This is a genomic window from Nocardioides sp. (assembly GCF_035503875.1).
Classification (GTDB): Bacteria; Actinomycetota; Actinomycetes; order Propionibacteriales; family Nocardioidaceae; genus Nocardioides.
The window spans coordinates 1-20,028 of the sequence record NZ_DATJTA010000065.1; the positions used below are offsets into that span (position 1 = coordinate 1).

Annotated in this window: 19 protein-coding genes; 9 read left to right on the forward strand and 10 right to left on the reverse strand. The window is 73.0% G+C overall.

Annotated features, from left to right (window positions below):
- Positions 1–104 precede the first annotated feature (104 nt).
- Positions 105–1,904, forward strand: coding sequence for an alkyl/aryl-sulfatase (locus VMF51_RS15255; protein ID WP_325475307.1), 1,800 nt, complete (start codon positions 105–107; stop codon positions 1,902–1,904).
- 128 nt (positions 1,905–2,032) lie between these two features.
- Here VMF51_RS15255 and VMF51_RS15260 read toward each other — a convergent pair whose 3' ends face one another.
- From VMF51_RS15260 to VMF51_RS15275, 4 genes are read right to left on the reverse strand one after another with little or no spacing between them, the layout of a single operon-like run.
- Positions 2,033–2,476, reverse strand: a complete 444-nt coding sequence (locus VMF51_RS15260; RefSeq protein ID WP_325475308.1) for a VOC family protein — start codon at positions 2,474–2,476, stop codon at positions 2,033–2,035.
- 16 nt (positions 2,477–2,492) lie between these two features.
- Complete coding sequence (locus VMF51_RS15265) at positions 2,493–2,927, reverse strand: VOC family protein (protein WP_325475309.1); 435 nt, start codon at positions 2,925–2,927, stop codon at positions 2,493–2,495.
- Between the two features lie 22 nt (positions 2,928–2,949).
- Positions 2,950–4,170: a globin domain-containing protein gene (locus VMF51_RS15270; RefSeq protein ID WP_325475310.1), complete on the reverse strand. Its 1,221-nt coding sequence runs from the start codon at positions 4,168–4,170 to the stop codon at positions 2,950–2,952.
- A gap of 41 nt (positions 4,171–4,211) precedes the next feature.
- Positions 4,212–4,658: an Rrf2 family transcriptional regulator gene (locus tag VMF51_RS15275; RefSeq protein ID WP_325475311.1), complete on the reverse strand. Its 447-nt coding sequence runs from the start codon at positions 4,656–4,658 to the stop codon at positions 4,212–4,214.
- Between the two features lie 123 nt (positions 4,659–4,781).
- Here VMF51_RS15275 and VMF51_RS15280 point away from each other — a divergent pair, with 123 nt between their 5' ends.
- Positions 4,782–5,369 (forward strand): dihydrofolate reductase family protein, encoded by a 588-nt coding sequence (locus tag VMF51_RS15280; RefSeq protein WP_325475312.1) that lies wholly within the window; start codon positions 4,782–4,784, stop codon positions 5,367–5,369.
- On the opposite strand, the gene VMF51_RS15285 is transcribed toward VMF51_RS15280, so the two are convergent.
- Positions 5,336–6,496 carry an MFS transporter gene (locus tag VMF51_RS15285; protein ID WP_325475313.1) on the reverse strand — a complete coding sequence of 387 codons (1,161 nt, stop codon included), beginning with the start codon at positions 6,494–6,496 and terminating at the stop codon, positions 5,336–5,338. The two genes, VMF51_RS15280 and VMF51_RS15285, sit on opposite strands and share 34 nt — an antisense overlap.
- 23 nt (positions 6,497–6,519) lie before the next feature.
- Between VMF51_RS15285 and VMF51_RS15290 the strand changes: the two genes are divergently transcribed.
- Positions 6,520–7,101, forward strand: a complete 582-nt coding sequence (locus VMF51_RS15290; RefSeq protein ID WP_325475314.1) for a TetR/AcrR family transcriptional regulator — start codon at positions 6,520–6,522, stop codon at positions 7,099–7,101.
- Between the two features lie 7 nt (positions 7,102–7,108).
- Here VMF51_RS15290 and VMF51_RS15295 read toward each other — a convergent pair whose 3' ends face one another.
- Together VMF51_RS15295 and VMF51_RS15300 are read right to left on the reverse strand one after the other, a co-directional pair.
- Positions 7,109–7,615 carry an SRPBCC family protein gene (locus VMF51_RS15295; protein WP_325475315.1) on the reverse strand — a complete coding sequence of 169 codons (507 nt, stop codon included), beginning with the start codon at positions 7,613–7,615 and terminating at the stop codon, positions 7,109–7,111.
- Complete coding sequence (locus VMF51_RS15300; protein ID WP_325475316.1) at positions 7,612–7,983, reverse strand: metalloregulator ArsR/SmtB family transcription factor; 372 nt, start codon at positions 7,981–7,983, stop codon at positions 7,612–7,614. Before VMF51_RS15300 ends, VMF51_RS15295 begins: the two co-directional genes overlap by 4 nt.
- A gap of 189 nt (positions 7,984–8,172) precedes the next feature.
- On the opposite strand from VMF51_RS15300, the gene VMF51_RS15305 reads away from it, so the two are divergent.
- Together VMF51_RS15305 and VMF51_RS15310 are read left to right on the forward strand one after the other, a co-directional pair.
- On the forward strand, positions 8,173–11,901 hold the full coding sequence (locus VMF51_RS15305) for a 5'-nucleotidase C-terminal domain-containing protein (RefSeq protein WP_325475317.1): 3,729 nt from the start codon (positions 8,173–8,175) through the stop codon (positions 11,899–11,901).
- Positions 11,902–11,995: 94 nt separating this feature from the next.
- On the forward strand, positions 11,996–13,654 hold the full coding sequence (locus tag VMF51_RS15310) for a bifunctional 3'-5' exonuclease/DNA polymerase (RefSeq protein WP_325475318.1): 1,659 nt from the start codon (positions 11,996–11,998) through the stop codon (positions 13,652–13,654).
- A 12-nt stretch (positions 13,655–13,666) separates the two neighbouring features.
- Here the strand turns inward: VMF51_RS15310 and VMF51_RS15315 are convergent, their stop codons facing one another.
- Positions 13,667–14,050, reverse strand: a complete 384-nt coding sequence (locus tag VMF51_RS15315) for a VOC family protein (protein WP_325475319.1) — start codon at positions 14,048–14,050, stop codon at positions 13,667–13,669.
- Positions 14,051–14,274: 224 nt separating this feature from the next.
- On the opposite strand from VMF51_RS15315, the gene VMF51_RS15320 reads away from it, so the two are divergent.
- Complete coding sequence (locus VMF51_RS15320; protein WP_325475320.1) at positions 14,275–15,873, forward strand: hypothetical protein; 1,599 nt, start codon at positions 14,275–14,277, stop codon at positions 15,871–15,873.
- Between the two features lie 63 nt (positions 15,874–15,936).
- Here the strand turns inward: VMF51_RS15320 and VMF51_RS15325 are convergent, their stop codons facing one another.
- On the reverse strand, positions 15,937–16,449 hold the full coding sequence (locus tag VMF51_RS15325) for a Gmad2 immunoglobulin-like domain-containing protein (protein ID WP_325475321.1): 513 nt from the start codon (positions 16,447–16,449) through the stop codon (positions 15,937–15,939).
- A gap of 193 nt (positions 16,450–16,642) precedes the next feature.
- On the opposite strand from VMF51_RS15325, the gene VMF51_RS15330 reads away from it, so the two are divergent.
- From VMF51_RS15330 to VMF51_RS15340, 3 genes are read left to right on the forward strand one after another with little or no spacing between them, the layout of a single operon-like run.
- A complete protein-coding gene (locus VMF51_RS15330; protein WP_325475322.1) occupies positions 16,643–17,188 on the forward strand; it encodes a sigma-70 family RNA polymerase sigma factor in 546 nt (181 codons plus the stop codon).
- A 2-nt stretch (positions 17,189–17,190) separates the two neighbouring features.
- Positions 17,191–18,150: a hypothetical protein gene (locus VMF51_RS15335; protein ID WP_325475323.1), complete on the forward strand. Its 960-nt coding sequence runs from the start codon at positions 17,191–17,193 to the stop codon at positions 18,148–18,150.
- Between the two features lie 47 nt (positions 18,151–18,197).
- On the forward strand, positions 18,198–19,010 hold the full coding sequence (locus tag VMF51_RS15340) for a hypothetical protein (protein ID WP_325475324.1): 813 nt from the start codon (positions 18,198–18,200) through the stop codon (positions 19,008–19,010).
- Positions 19,011–19,019: 9 nt separating this feature from the next.
- Here the strand turns inward: VMF51_RS15340 and VMF51_RS15345 are convergent, their stop codons facing one another.
- Positions 19,020–20,027, reverse strand: coding sequence for a nitronate monooxygenase (locus VMF51_RS15345; RefSeq protein WP_325475325.1), 1,008 nt, complete (start codon positions 20,025–20,027; stop codon positions 19,020–19,022).
- Position 20,028 lies beyond the last annotated feature (1 nt).

The following is a 20,028-nucleotide window of genomic DNA, read 5'->3' on the forward strand; positions in this document are numbered from 1 at the left end:
GGGCGCGCTCACGCGCGTCGTCGGGCACACGACCCCCTGTCGTGCTTTCCGCTCACCCGCTCCGGGTGACCCTCTCCCCGCGCGCTGCTGCCTAGCGTCGCCGGATGCCCCTCGACTACTCGGACCGCACCGACTTCCAGAACGCGACCCGCGGGCTCGTCGCCCGCCTCGAACCCGGCCAGATCCTGGGCGCCGACGGCCGCACCGTCTACGACGCCGACGTCTACGCCCGGGTGACCGACGGCGACTGCCCCGACACCGCGAACCCCAGCCTGTGGCGGCAGAGCCAGCTCACCGCCATCCAGGGGCTGTTCGAGGTCACGGAGGGCATCTACCAGCTCCGCGGCATCGACCTGTCCAACATGACCGTCGTGGAGGGCGACACCGGCGTCGTCGTCATCGACCCCGCGATCTCCGCGGAGGTGGCGGCCGCCGGGCTCGCGCTGTACCGCCGGCACCGCGGCGACCGCGAGGTGCGCGCGGTCATCTACACCCACTCGCACATCGACCACTTCGGCGGCGTGCTCGGCGTCGTCGACGCGGACACCGACGTACCGATCGTCGCCCCGGCGGGGTTCCTCGAGCATGCCGTGTCCGAGAACGTGTACGCCGGCACCGCGATGCTGCGCCGCGGGGTCTACCACACCGGCATGGGCCTGCCCGTCAGTACGACGGGGACGCTCGGCGTCGGCCTCGGCTCCGGCAGCTCCACCGGATCGACCGGCCTGCTCGCCCCGACGCTGGACATCACCCACACCGGCCAGGAGGAGGTGCTCGACGGCGTCCGGATCGTCTTCCAGCTGACGCCCGGCACCGAGGCGCCGTCGGAGATGAACTTCCACTTCCCGGACCACCGCGCCCTGTGCCTCGCCGAGAACGCGACCCACACGCTGCACAACATCCTCACCCTGCGCGGCGCCGAGGTGCGCGACGCCCGGGGCTGGTCGCGCTACATCGCCGAGGCGATCGAGCTGTTCGCCGACGACACCGACGTCGCGTTCGCCTCGCACCACTGGCCGACCTGGGGCCGCGACGACATCGTCCGCTTCCTCACCGAGCAGCGCGACCTCTACGCCTTCCTGCACGACCAGACCCTGCGGAGGCTGAACCAGGGGTACGTCGGCGCCGAGATCGCCGAGGACTTCGAGCTGCCGCCGTCGCTCGACTCCGCGTGGCACGGCCGCGGCTACTACGGCTCGGTCAGCCACAACGTGAAGGCGATCTACCAGCGCTACCTCGGCTGGTACGACGGCAACCCGGCGCACCTGTGGCAGCACCCGCCCGAGGCGCTGGCCGCCCGCTACGTCGACGTCATCGGCGGCGTGGACGCCACCGTCGAGAAGGCCCGCGGGTACGCCGACGCGGGCGACCTCCGCTTCGCCGCCGAGCTCGCCAACCACGCCCTGTTCGCCGACCCGAAGCACCAGGGCGCGCTGGACCTGCAGACCGAGGTCTTCACCCGGCTCGGCTACGGCTCGGAGTGCGGCACCTGGCGCAACAACTTCCTCACCGCGGCCCTCGAGCTCCGGGAGGGACCGGTAGCGCTGAAGACCGACGCCTCCGGCATGGCGGCCGCCCTCACGATCACGCAGCTCTTCGACAGCATCGCCATCCGGATCGACGCCCCGCGGGCGTGGAGCACCACCGCGTCCGTGCGCTGGCACTTCACCGACCACGACGAGACCTACCGGATGGAGCTGTCCAACGGCGTGCTCGTGCACTTCCCGACCAGGAAGGCCGACCCCGCCGACCTGGTCCTGACACTCACCAAGCCGCAGCTGCTCGCGCTGCTCGGCGGCGCCGGGCTCGACGGCGTACAGCTCGAGGGCGATCCCGGCACCCTGTCCACGATCCTGTCGTTCCTCGACGACCCCGATCCGGCCTTCACGATCGTGACGCCGTAAGGGCGAGCGGCGGGCGGGTCGGGCGGGGCCCGGCGTGCCGAACGGCCGCAATTGCAGCCGTAGGACAGGCCACCCTCCCGCCGGTCTGTCCTACGGCTGCAATTGCGGCCGTAGGACGGGTCCGGTCGCTAGAACACATCGAACTCGTTGCCCTCGGGATCGGACATGGCGACGGCGTGGTGGTCCAGCCCCTCACCGCCGACCGTGCGCAGCCGGGTGGCGCCGAGGGCGACCAGGCGGGACGCCTCGGCCTCGACCCGGTCGCGGCGGGTGGCGAGGGGGACGGCGCGGCCGCCGCCGACATTCACGTCGAGGTGGATCCGGTTCTTGATCGTCTTCCGCTCGGGCACGACCTGGAACCAGATCGCCGGACCCTCGCCATGCGGGTCCTCGATGCGGTCGGGACCGTCGCCGAGCTCCTCCTCGGGGACGCCGACGGACCGGTAGAAGTCGTCCCACGAGTCGTGGCCCGCCGGGGGCGGGGCGATGACGTAGCGCAGCGCCTCGGCCCAGAACCGCGCGAGCAGTCCGGGTGAGGCGCAGTCGATCACCAGCTGGTACGACACCGACATCCGCGGCCTCCTCAGATCAGTCGAGGCAGAACTCGTTGCCCTCGACGTCCTGCATCACCAGGCACGACTCGTTCTCGTCGTCCGCCTCCAACAGTCGCACCCGTACGCCGCCGAGCGCGACCAGCCGCGTGCACTCGGCCTCGAGCACGGCCAGGCGCTCGGCGCCGACGAGCCCGGTGCCGACCCGCACGTCGAGGTGCACGCGGTTCTTGGCGACCTTGCCCTCGGGGACGCGCTGGAAGTACAGGCGCGGGCCGACCCCGGTCGGGTCGAGGACGGCGAACGCGGCGCCCTGCTGGTCGGCAGGCAGCGCGGCGTCGTACTCCTCCCAGGAGGCGAAGCCCTCCGGGACCGGCGGGACGACGTACCCGAGCACGTCGCACCAGAAGCGGGCGACGCGCTCGGGTTCGGCGCAGTCGAAGGTGACCTGGAACTCCCGGACCGACGTCATCCGGTCACCGTAGGCGAGCGGATCAGGCCGAGGCGAGCCACTTGTCGGGGCCGAACACCTCGTAGCGGATGTTCGTCTCGGCCACGCCCCGCGCCACCAGCGCCCCGCGCACCGACTCCATGAACGGGATCGGCCCGCACAGGTAGACGTGGGCGTCGGTCGGGACCTGCACCGCGTCCAGATCGACGAGGCCCGCGGCCAGGTCCTCGCGGGGCGGGCGGGCGCCGAGGTCCTCGTACCAGCGATGCAGGGTCGCGGACGGCAGCCCGCCGACCAGCGACTTCAGCTGCGCCCGGAGCGCGTGGTGCGACGGGGACCGGTCGGCGTGCAGCACCGTGACCTGCCGGCCCGTGGAGGTGTGGCTGAGGTGGTGCAGCATCCCGATGATCGGCGTGGTGCCGATCCCCGCCGAGATCAGCAGGAGCGGGGCGTCGGAGTCGTCGAGCACCAGGTCGCCGAACGGCGGCGAGACGCTGAGCACGTCGCCCTCGAAGACGCTGCGGTGCAGGAAGTTCGAGACCTCGCCCTCGGGGATCGCGGTGCCGTCCTCGGCGGTCCGGGCCGGCGCGGCCTTGACGCTGATCGCCCACTCCCCCGGACCGTGGTCGCCCGTGAGGCTGTACTGGCGGATCTGGCGCGCGCCGTCGGACAGGGTCACGGCGACCGAGACGTACTGTCCCGGGCGGCCGGCGGGCAGGGCGCTGCCGTCGGCGGCGGCGAACACGAACGACACCGTGTCCGGCGCCTCCTGGCGACGCGAGCGCAGGACGACCGACTGCCACACGTGCTCGGGGGTGATGCCGGCGGCGGCGTACAGGCCCTGCTCGATGGCGATCAGGTCGCGGGCCATCAGCCAGTAGACCTCGTCCCAGGCCGCCGCGACCTCCGGCGTCACCGCGTCGCCGAGCACCTGCACGATGGCCGCGAAGAGGTGCTCGTGGACGATCTCGTACTGCGCCTCGGTGATGCCGAGCGAAGCGTGCTTGTGGGCGATCCGGGACAGCAGCTCCACCGGGGCCGGGGCGTTCTCGTCGACCAGGAGGGTGGCGTACGTCGCGACCGCGGCCGCCAGCGCGCGCGGCTGGTCGCCGACCGCCTGGTTGCCCCGGTTGAACAGGTCGCGCTCGAGCTCGGGGTGGGCGTCGAACATGCGGCGGTAGAAGATCGGGGTGATGTCCCCGATCGCGGCACCGATCGCGGGCAGGGTGGCCTGGACGACCTCGGTCGAGGTGGCGGACAGCATCTGGTTCCTCCTGAGGGTGGGGTGGATGGCCAACAGCGGGGTCACCCGGGCGGGCGTGCCGAGAGGGTCAGCAGCACGGTCGCGGTGGGTGCCTGGGTGAGGTCGTCGACCGTGTAGGGGTCGAGGACCTGGAAGAACGCCTCCTGGGCGGTCCGCAGCACGGATCGCAGCCGGCAGGCCTCGCGCAGCGGGCACGGGTTCTCCCCGCCGCACTCGATGACCTCGTCGTGGCCCTCGAGCTGGCGGGCCAGCCAGCCGATCGAGGCCGCGCGTCCCTGCTCGGTCAGGCTCAGTCCCCCGTGCCGGCCGCGGCGGGTCTCGACCACGCCCAGCTCCTGCAGGCGGGCGACCACCTTGGTGGCGTGGTGGTAGTTCACCGCGACCTGGTCCGCCACGGCCCGCGTGGTGAGCGCCGGTGCGTCGGGCGCCGGGACCGCCAGCCGCATCAGGATGCGGAGGCCGAGGTCGGTGAACCGGGTGAGCTGCACGAGGCGAAACTATTATTTCGCATCTGAAATACCTAATTAGCGATTCCGGTGGTCCAGATGAGTTCCGCACCCGGCCCGGGTCTGGACCTGCGGAGAAAGCGACGACACCGAGGCGCCGGACCGATGGGCGAGCTGCACGTGAACATGAACATCACGCTCGACGGCGTGATCCAGGCCAACGGCGGCCCCAACGCCCAGGACGGCGACTTCGAGTACGCCGGCTGGGAACGCCCGTACGGCGACGCGGAGTCCGGTGCGCAGATCACGGCGGACGTCCAGGAGTCCGACGCATTGCTGCTCGGCCGGACGACGTACGACATCTTCCGCGCGTACTGGCCGGGGAAGACCGACGACATCGGGCTGGCCTTCGACGGGGTCCCCAAGTACGTCGCGTCGCGCGGCACCCCGGAGCTCTCCTGGGGGAACAGCACCCAGCTCGCCGACGCGGCCGCGGAGGTGGGCGACCTGCGCGAGCGGCACCGTCAGATCCACACCTGGGGCAGCGCGGACCTGCTGCAGTCGCTGTTCCGCGCGGGCCTGGTCGACCAGGTGAACCTGTGGATGTGCCCCGTGGTGATCGGGCACGGCAAGCGGCTCTTCCCCGAGGGCACGACGCCGAGCCGGTTCGCCCTGGCCGAGCCGCCGCGGTCGTACCCCGCCGGTGCGATGCTGCTGCGCTACCGGCGCCTGGACGGCCCGCCGGAGACGTGAGTCGCGCACGACGCCGCGAGCAGCGTCGCCAGCACCGCGAGGAGGAAGGTCGCCGACATCCCGGCACGCTCGGCCAGCGCGCCGGCGGCCGAGGAGCCGGCCGCCTGACCCAGGACGAGGGCGATGAAGGCGACCGAGGTGCCTGCCGCCGTACGTCCGGGGTCGAGGTGGGCCGTCCACGCGATGAGCGCCGAGGTCGCCGCCACGAACCCCCAGCCGAACACCCCGCACGCGAGCACGCTCACCCAGACCGAGCCCGGGGCGACGAGCGCGGCCGTGGCGCCGGCGGTGACGGCGGTGGTGAGCAGCCAGGCCCGGGGAGCCGGCAGGGCGGTCTGCCGTCGCGCGGTCAGGACGGTCGCCGTACCGCCGACGCCGAGGGCGACCCACGCCAGGACGGACGCCGAGTCGCTCGCCCCGGACGACACCAGGTGCGCCCGGCCGTAGGTCCACACCGCGGCCGATGCGGCGCCGAGCAGGAACGCACCGGTGAGCGGACGGCGCAGGAGCGCCAGCCAGCCGCGGTCGAACGGATCCGAGCGGACCGGGAGTGCCGGGGTGGCGCCGGGGCGGTCGAGGAGCAGGACGCCGAGGCCGGCCGCGGCCGTGAACGCAGCCGCGACGGCGAACCCGGTCCGCCAGTCCGGCAGGACCAGGGCCAGCAGTCCCGCCGCAACGAGGCCGGGGCCGGTCCCGGCGTTGACCGTCGCCTGCGCCCGGTCGACGCGCGCGGCGGCGAGGTTGCGCCCCACGACCGCCACCAGGCCAGGCGAGGCGAACCCGGCACCGGCCGAGGCCAGGACCGCGGACGGCACGAAGAGCGCCTGGCCGAGAGAGACCGCCATCCCGACCGACCCGACCGCCGCCGTCGCCAGCGCGGCCGCGACCAGCAGCCGGGGCCGATCCGCGGCCACCAGACCGCCGAGCGCGCCGAGGCAGTACGCCGCCGAGGCCCCCGACGAGACATAGCCGGCGACCGCGGAGCTCATCGACAGCGACGCCTGGATGCCGGGCAGGACGAGGCCGTACGCGAGGCGCACCAGGCCGTAGGTCCCGGCGATCAGGCAGGTGCCGACGACCACGAGGGCCGTCTCGGACGCGAGCGTTAACGATAACGTTCGTTTCACTTTGTCACTCTATAGTTCGAGTGATGGGCACCCGCGACTCCACCCGGAACCGGCTCCTCGACGCCGTCGACGAGCTCGTCTTCGCGGGCGGCGACACCCAGGCACCCGTGGACCGGATCCTCGAGCGCGCCGGTGCCTCACCGGCGACGCTGTACCGCGCGTACGGCAGCAAGGAGGCGCTCGTCGCCGCGGCGCTCGACCGGCGCCACCAGGAGTGGCTGGCGGCCTGGGACGCCGCGGTGGCGCGGGCCGACACCGACCGGGGACGCCTGCTGGCGGTGTTCGACGCGTTGGCGGAGTTCCAGGCCCGACCGGACGGCGCGCGCTGGTGCGCGTTCCTCGGGACCGCCGCCGGGTACGCCGACCCGCCGCCGGTCCTCGCGGCCGCCGTACGGCAGGACACCGAGTCCCTGCGGTCCCGGCTGCGGGAGCTCGCCGAGCCCGTGGTGGGCGCGAGCGCGGCGGACCGGCTCACCGACGCCCTGGCGCTGGTCTACTCCGGCCAGCTCGCCATGCGGCTGCGGTCCGGCACGGCTCCGGGCGTCGGCGTCGCGCGCGAGCTCGCGGACCTGCTCCTCGAGGAGGCGGAGCGATCCGGAGGCTGAGAGGCCGTCAGCCGAACATCGCGCGGTAGTGGTCCGACTGCGCCGGGTAGTAGTCGTCGAAGTCGATCGCGGCGACGTCGGCGCCGGTCTCCGCGGCCACGAGCCGGTCGAGGTAGTACTCCCAGCCGGGACCGACGCCGGCCGCCATCTCGCCGTCGGGCACCGACTGGCTGAAGGTGAGCGTGGTGGTCCCGGCGTCCTCGGTGAGCTCGAGGACGAAGTGCCAGACGGCCTCCTCCCCCTCGACGTTCGAGGTCAGGAAGAGCCGGCGGGGCGGTTCGCAGGCGTCGATGGTGAACGTCTCGGGCTTGATGTCGTCGCCCTCGGCGTTCATCCGGAACAGCACCGACCCCGAGGCGGGGTCGCCCGTCCAGGTGCCGATCCAGCGCTCCAGCCGGCCGGACTCGGTGATCGCCGCCCACACCGACTCGATCGGTGCCCGGAAGGTGCGGTCGAACACGACGCTGTCGTGACCGTCGCGGGTCTGGCGGCGGCCGGTGGCGGTGGGGGTCATGCGGTCTCCTCGGTCGAGTGCTGAGCGGGGTCGGATGCTCGTTCGTCACGGTGGTCGCGGACGGTACGACGCACCTCGAGGTCGAGGCCGTCGAGCACGGACTCGTCGAAGCGGGCCGGCGGGCGCAGGTCGGCGAGCAGCGCCCGCACCGGCTCCAGCCCGGCGGGCACCAGCCCGTAGTGCCGCTCCCGCCCGTGGCTCTCACCGCTGACCAGCCCGGCGTCGAGCAGCACCCGCAGGTGCCGGCTGATCGCCGGGCGGCTGATCGGGTACGCCGCCGCGAGGTCGACCACGCGGGCCGGACCACGCGCCAGGGTGCGCAGCAGCTCGCGGCGTACCGGGTCGGCGAGCGCGGGGAACGGGTCCACGCGTTATTCGTAACTAATCAGTTACGTATGTGTCAAGGGCGACGCCTCGATCGGAGCGCAGATACCCAATTCGAACCCTTGACGCCGGACGTGGGGAGGAGCAGGTTCGACCTCATCCCGGGGGAGCGTCGCCCGGGCACGACGCGATCCCCCGCCGGGCCGCTCCCGCCTCTCGTCCTGGAGCGTGCCGTGAACCGTGCAACCCCCCGATTCGCCGTCCTCGTCACCGCCGCCGCGCTGGTCGTCCCGGTCGCCGTCGCGACCGGGTCCACCCAGGCCGCCTCGTCCGGCCATCCCCACGGCGGCCATCCGCCGGGGCAGGCATCCTCGAAGGCGGTCTACTTCGCCTCGGACGGACTGCGTCAGGACCTCGTGTCGAAGTACGCCGCCGAGGGGTCGATGCCCACGATGCGCCGGTTCCTGCGCGACGGGGTCAAGGCCACCGGCCACGGCATGCTCACCCAGGCGCCCCCCAACACCGGCGCCGGCTGGTACACGATGGCCACCGGGGCGTGGCCGGGCGTGCACGGCTCCACCAACAACACCTTCCACAAGAACGGCGAGCCGTTCGGCAACCGCACCGCCGCCTTCGACCAGGGCGTGCTGCAGGCGGAGTCGATCGCGCAGTCGGCCGAGCGCGGCGGCCTGAAGGTCGCGCAGGTCGAGTGGGCCGGTGGGCGCAACGCGTCGATCCAGGGACCCACGATCGACTTCCGGACCTTCCACTCCGGGCGCGGGGTCGCGACGAACTTCATCGGCCAGGCGGGCGACCCGCTCTTCGACGACGCCGCCTTCATCCAGTCCTTCGGCCTGCAGTTCGACCACCCCGCCGGGTACGCCGGCCAGGCGCCGTTCGCCGGCGCCGCCCCGGCACCGGCGACGGGGTGGAGCGGCGTCCCCACGTCGTACAGCCCCGCGCAGGAGATGCGGCTGCGGGTGCTGGACGGTGGCGTCGACAGGTACGGCCTCAACGCCTACCTGTACGACAGCCGGAACGACGGCCGGACGAGGTACGACCGGGTGCTGATCTCGCCGACCAAGGACGCCGCCGACGCCGTCGGCGACCTCCGCCAGGGGCAGTGGGCCGACGTGAAGGTCACGCTCCAGGGTGGGGCGCTCGACGGGAAGACCGCGGGCATGCTGGTCAAGGTCGAGACGCTCTCCCCCGACCTCTCCCGGGTCCGGCTCTTCCACACCTCGGTGTCGCGCGCGATCGCCAGCTGGCCGACCTGGCCCGGCGAGCCCGGCTACACCGAGTTCGACGAGTACCTCGCCGCCGAGTTCCCGACCTCCACGGCCGCCGACTTCGCGATCCTGGAGGCCGGCATCACCAGCGAGGACACCTACGTCGAGCAGGGTCTCGCGTGGTCGACCGCGCACTGGCCGATGCTGGAGTACGTCGCCGAGACCTACCGTCCCGACCTGCTGATGGTCGGCATGCCGACCACCGACGAGTTCCAGCACCAGTTCCTCGGCCTGGTGACCAAGCGGCTGCCGAACGGCCAGCGCAACCCGGCGTACGACGACGTCGACCTCGACGGCGTCAAGGACGGGCGGGTGCGGGAGCGGGCGGCGTACATCCGCGAGGCCTATGCGGAGTCCGACCGGACGCTCCGGCTCGCCCGGTCCCTCGCCGGTCGCGACCCGACGACGTTCGTCGGCTCCGACCACGGGTTCGCGCCGCAGTTCCTCGCGGTCGACGCCAGCCTGCCGCTGGTGGAGCTCGGGCTGCTGTCGAGGCCCCAGACGTCCAACTGCCGCCCGGCCACGGGCGAGACGATCGGCAAGGCGAAGGCGTGCTGGGCCGGCGGCGCGCTGCAGATCTACCTCAACCTCGCCGGCCGTGACCCTGTCGGTGGCGGGTTCCAGCAGGTCGCGGCCGCGGACGAGGCGGCGACGGTCGCCGCCATCCGGGCGAAGTACGCCGGCCTCACCGACCCGAACGACTGGACCCACGACGGCCGGCCCGAGAACTGGACCGTCATCGACCGGACCTACACCAAGGCCGAGGCGCGGCACATCCCCAACGGCCCGGGCAGCACCGCCGACATGGCGCACCCGACCCGCACGGGCGACCTCGTCGTGTTCGCCTACCCGCCGTACCAGTTCGACGCCGAGACGCCCGGCACGCTCGTCGCGCCGTCGCACTTCTTCGGCCAGCACGGGTACGTGCCCGACGTCCAGGACCTCGCCGCGAACGTCAACATGCGCGCCACCTTCCTGGCCGGCGGGCGAGGCATCGCGCACCGCTCCGTCGACGCGCGCTCCATCGACCTGGCCCCGACGCTGGCCTTCCTGCTCGGCATCCCCGAGCCGCAGCACAGCCAGGGCCGGGTGCTGCTCGACGTCGTGCAGGACGGACGGAAGTACACCCCGGTGCCGATCGTCGGGCTGAACGACTTCCACGGCCAGCTCGACCCGACCACGCGCGCGTACGACGGCGTCAACGCTCGGGTCGGCGGAGCGGCGTACCTCGCGACGATGTTCGACGAGGAGCTCGACGCGCTGCCCGGACAGGGCCTGATCCTGGCCGGCGGCGACAACGTCGGCGCCTCTCCCCCGAACTCGGCGCTGCTGGACGACATGCCGGCGATCGACGTCGAGAACGCCTGGGGCCTGGACGCCACGTCGTACGGCAACCACGAGTTCGACTACGGGGTGGAGCGCCTGCTCGAGCACCAGGCGCGGGCGGACTTCCCGTTCCTGGCCACCAACATCGTCGACGAGGCGACCGGCAAGGCGCCGCCGTGGGTCACCCCGTCGAAGGTCTTCCGCGTCAACGGCGTCAAGGTGGGCGTGGTCGGCGCCGGCCTCTCCTCGACCCCGGAGCTGGTCGCCGCCGGCGCCACCGAGGGACTGGAGTTCCTGCCCGAGGCGCCCCGGATCAGGGCGGAGTCCGAGCGGCTGCGCCGCCAGGGGGTCAGGGTCCAGGTCGTCGTGGTCCACGAGGGCACCTCCCTGGGCGCCAACCCGGTCGGCACCATGCCGGGCGCCGAGTGGCAGGGTCCGATCCTCGCCATCGCCGACGCGCTGCAGCCCACGACCGTGGACGCCATGATCGTCGGCCACACGCACCGGGTCTCGAACCTGATGCGCGGGCACATCCTGATCACGGAGGGCATCAACCAGGGCACGTCGTACTCCGTGCTGCAGCTGATGGTCCGCGACGGCGACGTCGCGTGGGCCGGCGGCGCGACCCGGGTGGCCAAGACCCTCGGCGTCGAGGCCCGGCCCGACGTGCAGGCGATCGTCGACCGGGCCAACGACGAGACCGCCGTCCTGCGCAACCAGGTGATCGGCACCCAGGTGGACGACATCCTGCGCGACCCGGCCCGACTGAGCGAGTCCGAGATGGGCAACCTGGTGGCCGACGCGATGCGGCTGAAGTACCCGGGGGTGGACGCGGCGTACACGAACTCCGGCGGGCTCCGCGCCGACATCGTGTGCTCGCCGCCGAGTGCCGCCGAGGCGCCGTGCGAGATCACCTGGGGCGAGATGTTCGCCGTGCTGCCCTTCGCCAACCGCACGACGATCCTCACCCTCACCGGCGCCCAGCTGCGCACGGCGTTCGTGAACGGCTTCTCGCCGGTCTGCGACCCGTCGGTCCACAGCGGCCGGTTCCCGCAGATCTCGGGCCTGCGCGCCACCTTCCACTGCGCGGGGACGACGCCGGTCGTCGACGGCATGTGGAAGACCCCCGAGGGCATCGGCGGACCCGAGACACCGATCGCGGACGGGGACTCCGTGCGCCTGGTCACCAACGACTTCATGTACACCGGCGGCGACGGCTACACGATCTTCGGCGAGGGCACCGACGTGCTGCAGCCCGGTGACGACCTCATGCAGGTCGCCACCGACTACGTCACGGCGAACTCGCCCGTGAACCCGCAGGTCGAGGGAAGGATCACCCGGAACTGACCCCTGGACCAGGGACGACGCCCGGCCGATCGGACCGGCGCGGGCGTCGTTCCCGCCTGACCGGGTGTCCCCGGCGGGTGCCAGGCTGTCCCCCATGACCCGGGTCTCGCTCTCACGCCTGCCCGGCGAGCGGGTCCTGGCCGTCGAGGACGGGGGCGAACGCACCCTCGCGCTGGCCGAGCTGCCGTCGTACGTCGCGGGCCGCGAGGGCGACGGCCCACGGTGGGTGTGGGACGACACCGCGCGCTGGTATCCCCCGCTCCTGGCGGCCGGGGTTCGGGTCGCGCGCTGCCACGACCTGCGCCTGGGTCACCACCTGCTGCGCCGCGCGCCCGCCGTCGAGGCGCGGCTGCTGGCCGGTGAGCAGTCGGAGCACTGGGACCGGCTGGGGCCGAGCACGCCGTCCGACCCGGCACTCTTCGCCGCCGACGACACCGCCGAGCACCTGCGGGCAAACCTCGAGGACGCCCGGCAGCTGGCCGCCGTGGCCCGCGCCTCGGGGCCGGGCGAGGCCGCTCGGCTCGAGCTGCTGCTCGCGGCCGAGTCGGCCGGAGCGCTCGTCGCGGCGGAGATGACGTACGCCGGGGTGCCGTGGCGCGTCGACATCCACCACCACCTGCTGACCGACCTGCTGGGACCCCGGCCCCCGCGCGGCGCGCGGCCGGCGCTGCTCCAGGCGGCGGTCGCCGAGGTGCGGGAGGCGCTCGACGCACCGGGGCTCAACCCCGACTCGCGGCCGGAGCTCCTCACCGCGCTGCGGCGGGCGGGGCTGGAGGTGACCGACACCCGGGCCTCGACGCTGCGCGCGCTCGACCACCCGGCGATCGAGCCGCTGCTGCGGCTCAAACGGCTCTCGCACCTGTTCTCGACGAACGGCTGGGCGTGGATCGACCAGTGGGTGAGCGGCGGGCGGTTCCGGCCGTCGTACCAACCTGCGGGGTCGGCCACCGGGCGGTGGTCGTCCAACGGCGGCGGCGCGCTGTCGTTCCCGGTGCAGGTCCGGCCGGCGGCGGTCGCCGACGACGGCTGGACGTTCGTGGTCGCCGACGTCGCCCAGCTCGAGCCGCGCGTGCTGGCGGGCATGAGCGGCGACCGGGCACTCGCCCGGTCGGCCCGGGGCGCGGACCTCTACCAGGGCATGGTCGACGACGGCGCCGTCGCCAGTCGCAACGACGCCAAGCTCGGCCTGCTGGGCGCGATGTACGGCGCCACCAGCGGCGAGAGCGGCCGCATGGTCGCCGGACTCACGCGGCGCTACCCGGCCGCCTTCGGTCTCGTCGAGGAGGCGGCCAAGGCCGGGGAGCACGGTGAGGTGGTGCGCACACTCCTGGGGCGCGGGTCACCGGGCCTCGGCGATCCGTGGGACCTCGATCCCGACGCCACCCAGGTCGATCCCGACAGCGAGCTGCGGCTGCGGCGGGCCTACGGCCGCTTCACCCGCAACTTCGTCGTCCAGGGCACCGGCGCCGAGTGGGCGCTGTGCTGGATCGCCGACCTGCGCAACCGGCTGTGGCGACTCGGCGGCGCGGGACCGCTGGAGTCGCGGCCGCACCTCGTCTTCTTCCTGCACGACGAGGTCGTCGTGCACACCCCGGTCGACCTCGCCGAGGACGTGGCCGCCTCGGTCGCCGAGGCGGCCGCGACCGCGGGCGCCCTCCTCTTCCGCGACCTCCCGGTGGACTTCCCCCTCAACGTCTCGATCGTCCGGTCGTACGCCGACGCGGGGAAGCCGGGCGCCACCGCCGAGGGTTGACGCGCGGGTCGCTCAGGCGTTCTCCCACAGGCCGATCAGGTTGCCCTCGGTGTCGCTGAAGTAGCCGGTGAACCCCATGTCGCCGACCGGCGTCCGCTCCGACACCGGCTTCCCGCCGGCCGCCTCGACCCTGCGCAGCGCCTCGTCGATGCTCGGCACGTCGATGACGACGTTCGGCCCCTTCCCCGGGAACTCCGCGCTGCGCTCGAACAGCCCGCCGTTGATGAAGCCCGCCTCGCTCGGACCCTGCTCCGGGTCGGTCGGGCCGGTCATCACCATCGTGTAGCTCATCTCGGGGATCGGCATCAGCTGCCACCCGAACGTGTCGCCGTAGAACCTCCGCGCCCGGTCGCCGTCGTCGAACGGGATCTCGAAGTGCACCACCTTGCCGGACATGCTGCCTCCCTGGAGACGATCTGAAAAACGATCTGGACCCTCCAGTGAACGACCGCCCGCGCCCACCGGTCAACGCCCGCACCCACCCGCCGAGTCGGCAGAACTTGCGCGCCGAGTCGGCAGAACTTGTCCGGCGAGCGCCAGGGAAATGCCGCGTTCGGGCCATTTCTGACCCCGCTCCCCCGGGCGTAGCGTGCCGAGGGGGCAGGGAGGAGCAGAGCGTCATGGCCGACCGCGAACCGATTCCGCGCGAGGTGCAGATCCGACCCGAGCCACGCCGTCCCGTCGAGGACCCGACGCTGGGCGTCCCCGTGAGCGTCGAGGCACCGGCGACGCTGCCCCGGCACCGACTCGTGACCGTGGGCGACTCGCTCACCCACGGGTTCATGAGCGGCGCGATCCGCCGTACCGACCTGTCCTGGCCGGCGATCACGGCGTACGAGCTCGGTCTGAGTGCCGAGCAGTTCACGTTCCCGACGTACGAGTGGCCGACCGGCCCCGGCGGCCTTCCCCTCGACCTCGAGCGGCTCGCCCGCGAGTTCGCCCGTCGTTTCGGCAGCCGGCTCGACCTGCTCGAGACCTTCCGGGCCGGACCGTGGGTGCGCGGCTACCTCGACGAGATCGAGGACTACTGGGAGCGGGGACCGGGATCGGCGCCGCCGGGCGACGGCGCGCCGTTCCACAACACGGCCGTGTACGGCTGGGACGTGCTGGACCCGGTGCTGGCCTCGGAGGAGCGGATCGAGAAGCAGCTCTCCGGCACCTGGGACGACGACTTCCTCCAGCAGCTCGTCGAGCACCACGCCGCGCGGGCGGCGTGGCCGATCCTGCACCGGGCGGCCCAGGGACATCCGGGACGGACCCTGCTCGAGTCGATCGCGGACCTGGCCGACGACGAGGGCATCGAGTGCCTGGTGGTCGTCCTCGGCTCCAACAACGCGCTCGGCTCGGTGCTCTCGCTGGAGCCCGCATGGACGCCGCCGGACTACGCGACGCTGTCTCCGGCCGAGCGTGCGGAGGCCCGCCAAGGGTGCAACCTGTGGCGGCCGAGCGCGTTCGAGGCCGACTGGGCCGACCTCGTCGCGGGCCTGCGGACCATCGCGGCGCAACACGTGGTCGTCGCGACCGTCCCGTCGGTCACGATCGCGCCGATCGCCCGCGGCACGCACCAGAAGGTCCGGCCCGACTCCCGCTACTTCCCGTACTACACGCGGCCCTGGATCACCGACGACGACTTCGACCCGAGGCACGATCCCCACCTGACCGAGGACGAGGTCCGGGCCGTCGACTCCGCCATCGACTCCTACAACGAGACGATCATCGCCTCGGTGCGCGAGGCGCGCGGGGACGGTCTCGACTGGCACCTCTTCGACATGGGCGGCGTGCTGGACCGGCTCGCCGTACGGCGCTACATCAACAGCCCGTGGGCGCGGCCCGCCTGGTGGACGCCGTACGAGTTGGCGGACGCGCTGACCCGGCTCGACCCGGTGCCGAACACCCGGTTCTTCCGCGCCGGACCCACCGGCCGCACCGATGGTGGCCTGTTCTCGTTGGACGGCGTCCACCCGACGACGGTCGGCTACGGGATCCTCGCCCAGGAGGTCATCTCGATCCTGAGCGGTGCCGGGGTGGAGTTCCGCGACCGCCACGGCAGCCCGCGGACCGGACCGATCACCGTCGACTTCGACCGGCTGCTGCGGGCCGACACGCTGGTCAGCGACCCGCCGGTCTCCATCACCGGCTCCCTCGGTCTGCTCGGCTGGCTCGACGAGCGCCTGGACTGGGTGACGAGGTTCCTGCCCTTCGTCCACTCCCCGCTCTGAGCGGGCAGGGCCGCACAACCGCCGCAATTGCAGCCGTAGGACAGGCCGCAGGACCGGACTCGCTCAGCCCTGGATCGGGACCCGCAGCCGCCAGCCGACCTGGATCCGGTCGGGGTCCTCGATGCGCGGGTTGGCCTTCACGACCTGGTTGACGGTGACCTGGGTGAACGGCCGGAGCTTGCGCACGATCCCCGACAGGGTGTCGCCGGCCTCCACCCGGTAGAGCAGGTAGCCGCGTGACTCGGGGAAGCAGATCACCTCGACCGTGCGGGTGTTGAACCCCGGGCTCGGCCCCTCGTCGGGAACCCCCGGGTTGTCGCCGAAGACCTGCACGCTCAGCCGGGTCCCGGCACGCGGCGGCTCGGGGATCCGGACCCGGGCCACGAAGTCACCGACCCCGATCCCCCCTCCGCTGGACTGCGCGGAGTCCGTCGTCAGCACGCGACCGTTCGGCCCGAGCACGCGGATGCCGATGGTCCCCTCGAACCCGGCCCCGATGCCCGCCACCACGAACCTGTCCCCCACCAGGTCGTTCGCGCGCGGCTGCCGCAGGCGTACGTCGGTCACCACACCCATGTCGCCACCTCATCCGAAGCGAACGTGGTCACGTCGTGTGCCCACCGACCCATGGTGCGCTCGCTCCCCGACGGCTGTCGACAAAGATGCCTGCGGCGTCCCGCAGAACCGGCTAGGTTCGCGGCTGCCCGATCGTCCACAGATTCCTGCGATCGGACGGTAAGACCAGCCGCCGTCACGACATGTACCGGGTGTGAGAGCGATTCGAGACGCCGACGACAGGCTGACCGGCCTGTTCGAGAGCTACGCGCCCCGACTCCGGTCGTACGCCCGTCGACATGCCGACGCGAGCGAGGCGGACGACCTCGTGGCCGACGCCTTCGTGGTGGCGCTGCGCCGGCCGCACGACCTGCCGGTCGACGACGCCGACGCCTGGCCGTGGCTCGTCGGAACGGTCCGGCGCCTGGCCGCCAACCAGCGACGGCGGCGGGCGAGTCGCGAGCGGTACGCGCTCGACGCCGTGCGCGACGGTTGGCGCCTGAGCACCGTCGACTCGCACGAGGAGGCGGTCGCCGAGCGCGAGGAGTGCCTCGCCGCCCTGGCCGCCCTGTCCGAGACCGATCGCGAGCTGATCCTGCTGACCGCGTGGGAGGGCCTCACCGCCGCCCAGGCCGCCGACGTGCTCGGCATCCGCACGAACGCCCTCGCCGTACGGCTGCACCGCGCCCGGCGGCGGCTCGCCGCCGCCACGCCCCGCCCCCACGACCCGCTGCTGCGAACCGCAGCGTTGGAGGACTGACCATGACCGACCTGATGGACCGACTCTCCCGAGCCCGTCCCACCGACGACGACCTCCGCGCGATCTGGCCCGCGGGTGAGCGCGACCTCCTGCTCGACCAGATCCGTACGCAGGCCGCGAGCGCCGTACGACGGCCGCGCCGCCGCGTCGTCTGGCTCGCCGCGGCCGCCGTCACCGCGGCGGTCGTCGTACCGACGGTCGTCGACGGCGGCGACGCCGAGGCACGCGCGGAGCTCCTCCGCCTCGCGTCGGTCGCGTCGTCCGCCGAGGGGCTCGGCCTCTCCCCGGGGACCTACCTGCACGTGAGGACCGAGTCCCTTCAGGAGAACAGTCGACTCTTCGCCGACGGCCGCACCCTCGACACCGACCGTGAGGCCTGGGTGGGTTGGGACGGCACGATGTGGGCGATCGACACGCGGCCGTCGGCGGGCTGGACCGAGTACCACCACTTCCCTGCCAGCAGCGAAGGGAGCTTCGGCTCGCCCACCCCGGAGTTCGTGGCGCAGCTGCCGGACGCGCCCGAGCAGCTGCGCGACTATCTCGACACGACGGTGTCCGGCTCCAACTCCCACGACGAGGCCCTCTTCGTCGCGGTGACCGACCTGGCCCACTCCCACCTGCTCGACCCGGCCACGCTCGCCGTCGCGCTGGAGGCCATCGCCGACGTCGACGGGATGCGGACCCGCGACGTGGTGGTCGAGGGGCGCGAGGCGGTCGAGATCTCGTTCCGCCGCTTCCGTCTCGACCTACTGGGCGTCGACTCGTTCACCATCGACCGGGAGACCGCCCAGGTCCTCCGCGTGGGATCGTCCTCCCCCGGAGGCACCTACACCTCGACGACGACCCTGGTCGAGAACGTGCCCGAGATCCCGGCGGAGGTGCTGGCCGCGTACGAGCGGTACGGCAACGGAAGCCGGATCTGCCCCGACGGACGCGAAGCCGACGGCGACGGGGACTGCTGAGCGACCACGCCTTGCAACGCCGAGGCCACCTCGCGCGTCCGAGGAGCATGACCCGACCCCGAAGGATCAGCGCCGCCCTGGCCGCCGCGCTGCTGCTCGCCCTGACGGCCTGCGGCACCGAGAGGTCCGCGCCCACGCAGGCCGACGTACCGGAACAGCGACAGGAGCAGGAGCCGAGCGCAGCGTCCGCGCCCTCCGACGAGCGGCTCATCAGCTGCGACGCCCGGCCGCCGGGCTGGCCCCCGTCCGCCATGACGGGCGGGATCGACAGCCGCGTGCCCCGGGACGAGCTCACCCGCGCGCTGGAGGCCGTCATGCCCGAGGCGGGCATCGACGCCCCCCTGGCCCTGCAGGGCGTCGACATCGGCGAGGCGCCGTGGTTCGTCCTGGCCGAGTCCGCGAGGTACGTCGTCGTGGCCACCGGCACGTGGGACGAGCACGGACCGAGTCTGAGGGACGACGGCCAGGCCGTCAGGCTGGAGCGGAGGGGCTCGGGCTGGAAGGTCGTGGGCTGGGGCAGCTGCTCGCGCCTGGTGCCCGTCGTCGAGCCGGGACGTCAGTGGGTCCAGGTCGAGTCCGCGATCGACCTCGACCCTGCCGCCACCGAGGTGGCCGTGGAGATCACGGAGCGACAGTGCACCGGCGGCCGAGATCCGCGCCCGTTCCTGGACGAGCCGACCTACGTCGAGGACGACGACAGCGTGACGGTCCTCTGGACCAGCCGGATGCCCGAGGGAGCGAGCACCTGCATCGGCAACCCGCCGGTTCCCCACCGGCTCCGACTGGACGAGCCCCTCGGTGACCGGCAGCTGCTCGACGGGTCGAGCTGGCCGGCCCGCCCCGTCCCCCGGCGTGGCTGACCGCGACGGCTACGGCGCGAGCCGGGCGAGGACCTCGCTCGCCGGTCCCCGGCGCGCGGACCGGAACCCGGTCCCGGCCCACAGGTGCAGGTGGTCGCGATCGTCGTTCGCGGCCGCCCATCGGCGCAGCGGCGACGTCAGGTGGTGGACGGCGGGGTACGCCGCCGGCGCCGCGCTCTCGTACCGGTCGCTGAACGCGGTGCGGATGCCCCGGGCCACCCGTCCCGTGTAGGCCCGCATCGTGGTGGTCGTCGAGCCGGGATCGGCCAGCGCGGCGCGATGGGTGGGACGGGTGCCCGCCTCGTCGGCGAGCAGCAGCGCGGTGCCGACGGACACGGCCTCGGCTCCCGCCTCGAGCACGCGTCGTACCGCTGCCGGCTCCGCCAGACCGCCCGCTGCCACGACGGGGAGGACGACGACCGACGTGACCGCGGCGACGAGGTCGGCGAGGTCGTCGTGGCCCGGGGTCCGGCGCTGGTCGAACGTCCCGCGGTGCCCACCGGCGGCGGCGGACTGCACCACGAGTCCGTCGGGATCGAGCTCGGCCGCCGCGCGAGCCTCGTCGACGTCGGTGACGGTGAGGAGCATGCGGGACCCGGCCCCGCGCAACCGTCGTACGACGCTCGCGCTGGGCAGGCCGAAGGTGAAGCTCACCCACGGCACGGGGTCCTGGCAGAGCAGGTCCACCTTCGCGTCCCAGTCGTCGTCGTCCTCCCACCGCTCGGGTCCCAGCGAGGCGCCCAGCGACTCGACCTCGGCGGCGATGACCGCGCGGTACCGAGCGACGGCCTCGCGGTCGGCCGGCACCGGATCGGGGACGAACAGGTTCACCCCGAGCTCACCGGTGCCGGACCTGACCTGCCGCAGATCTCCGGCGAGATCCTCGGCGGTCCGGTAGCCCGCGGGCACGAACGCGAGCGAGCCCGCGTCGGCGACGGCCTGCACGAGCGCGGGCGTGCTCGGACCACCCGCCATGGGAGCGGCCAGGACCGGGGACGGCAGGTTCAGGCGGCGCATG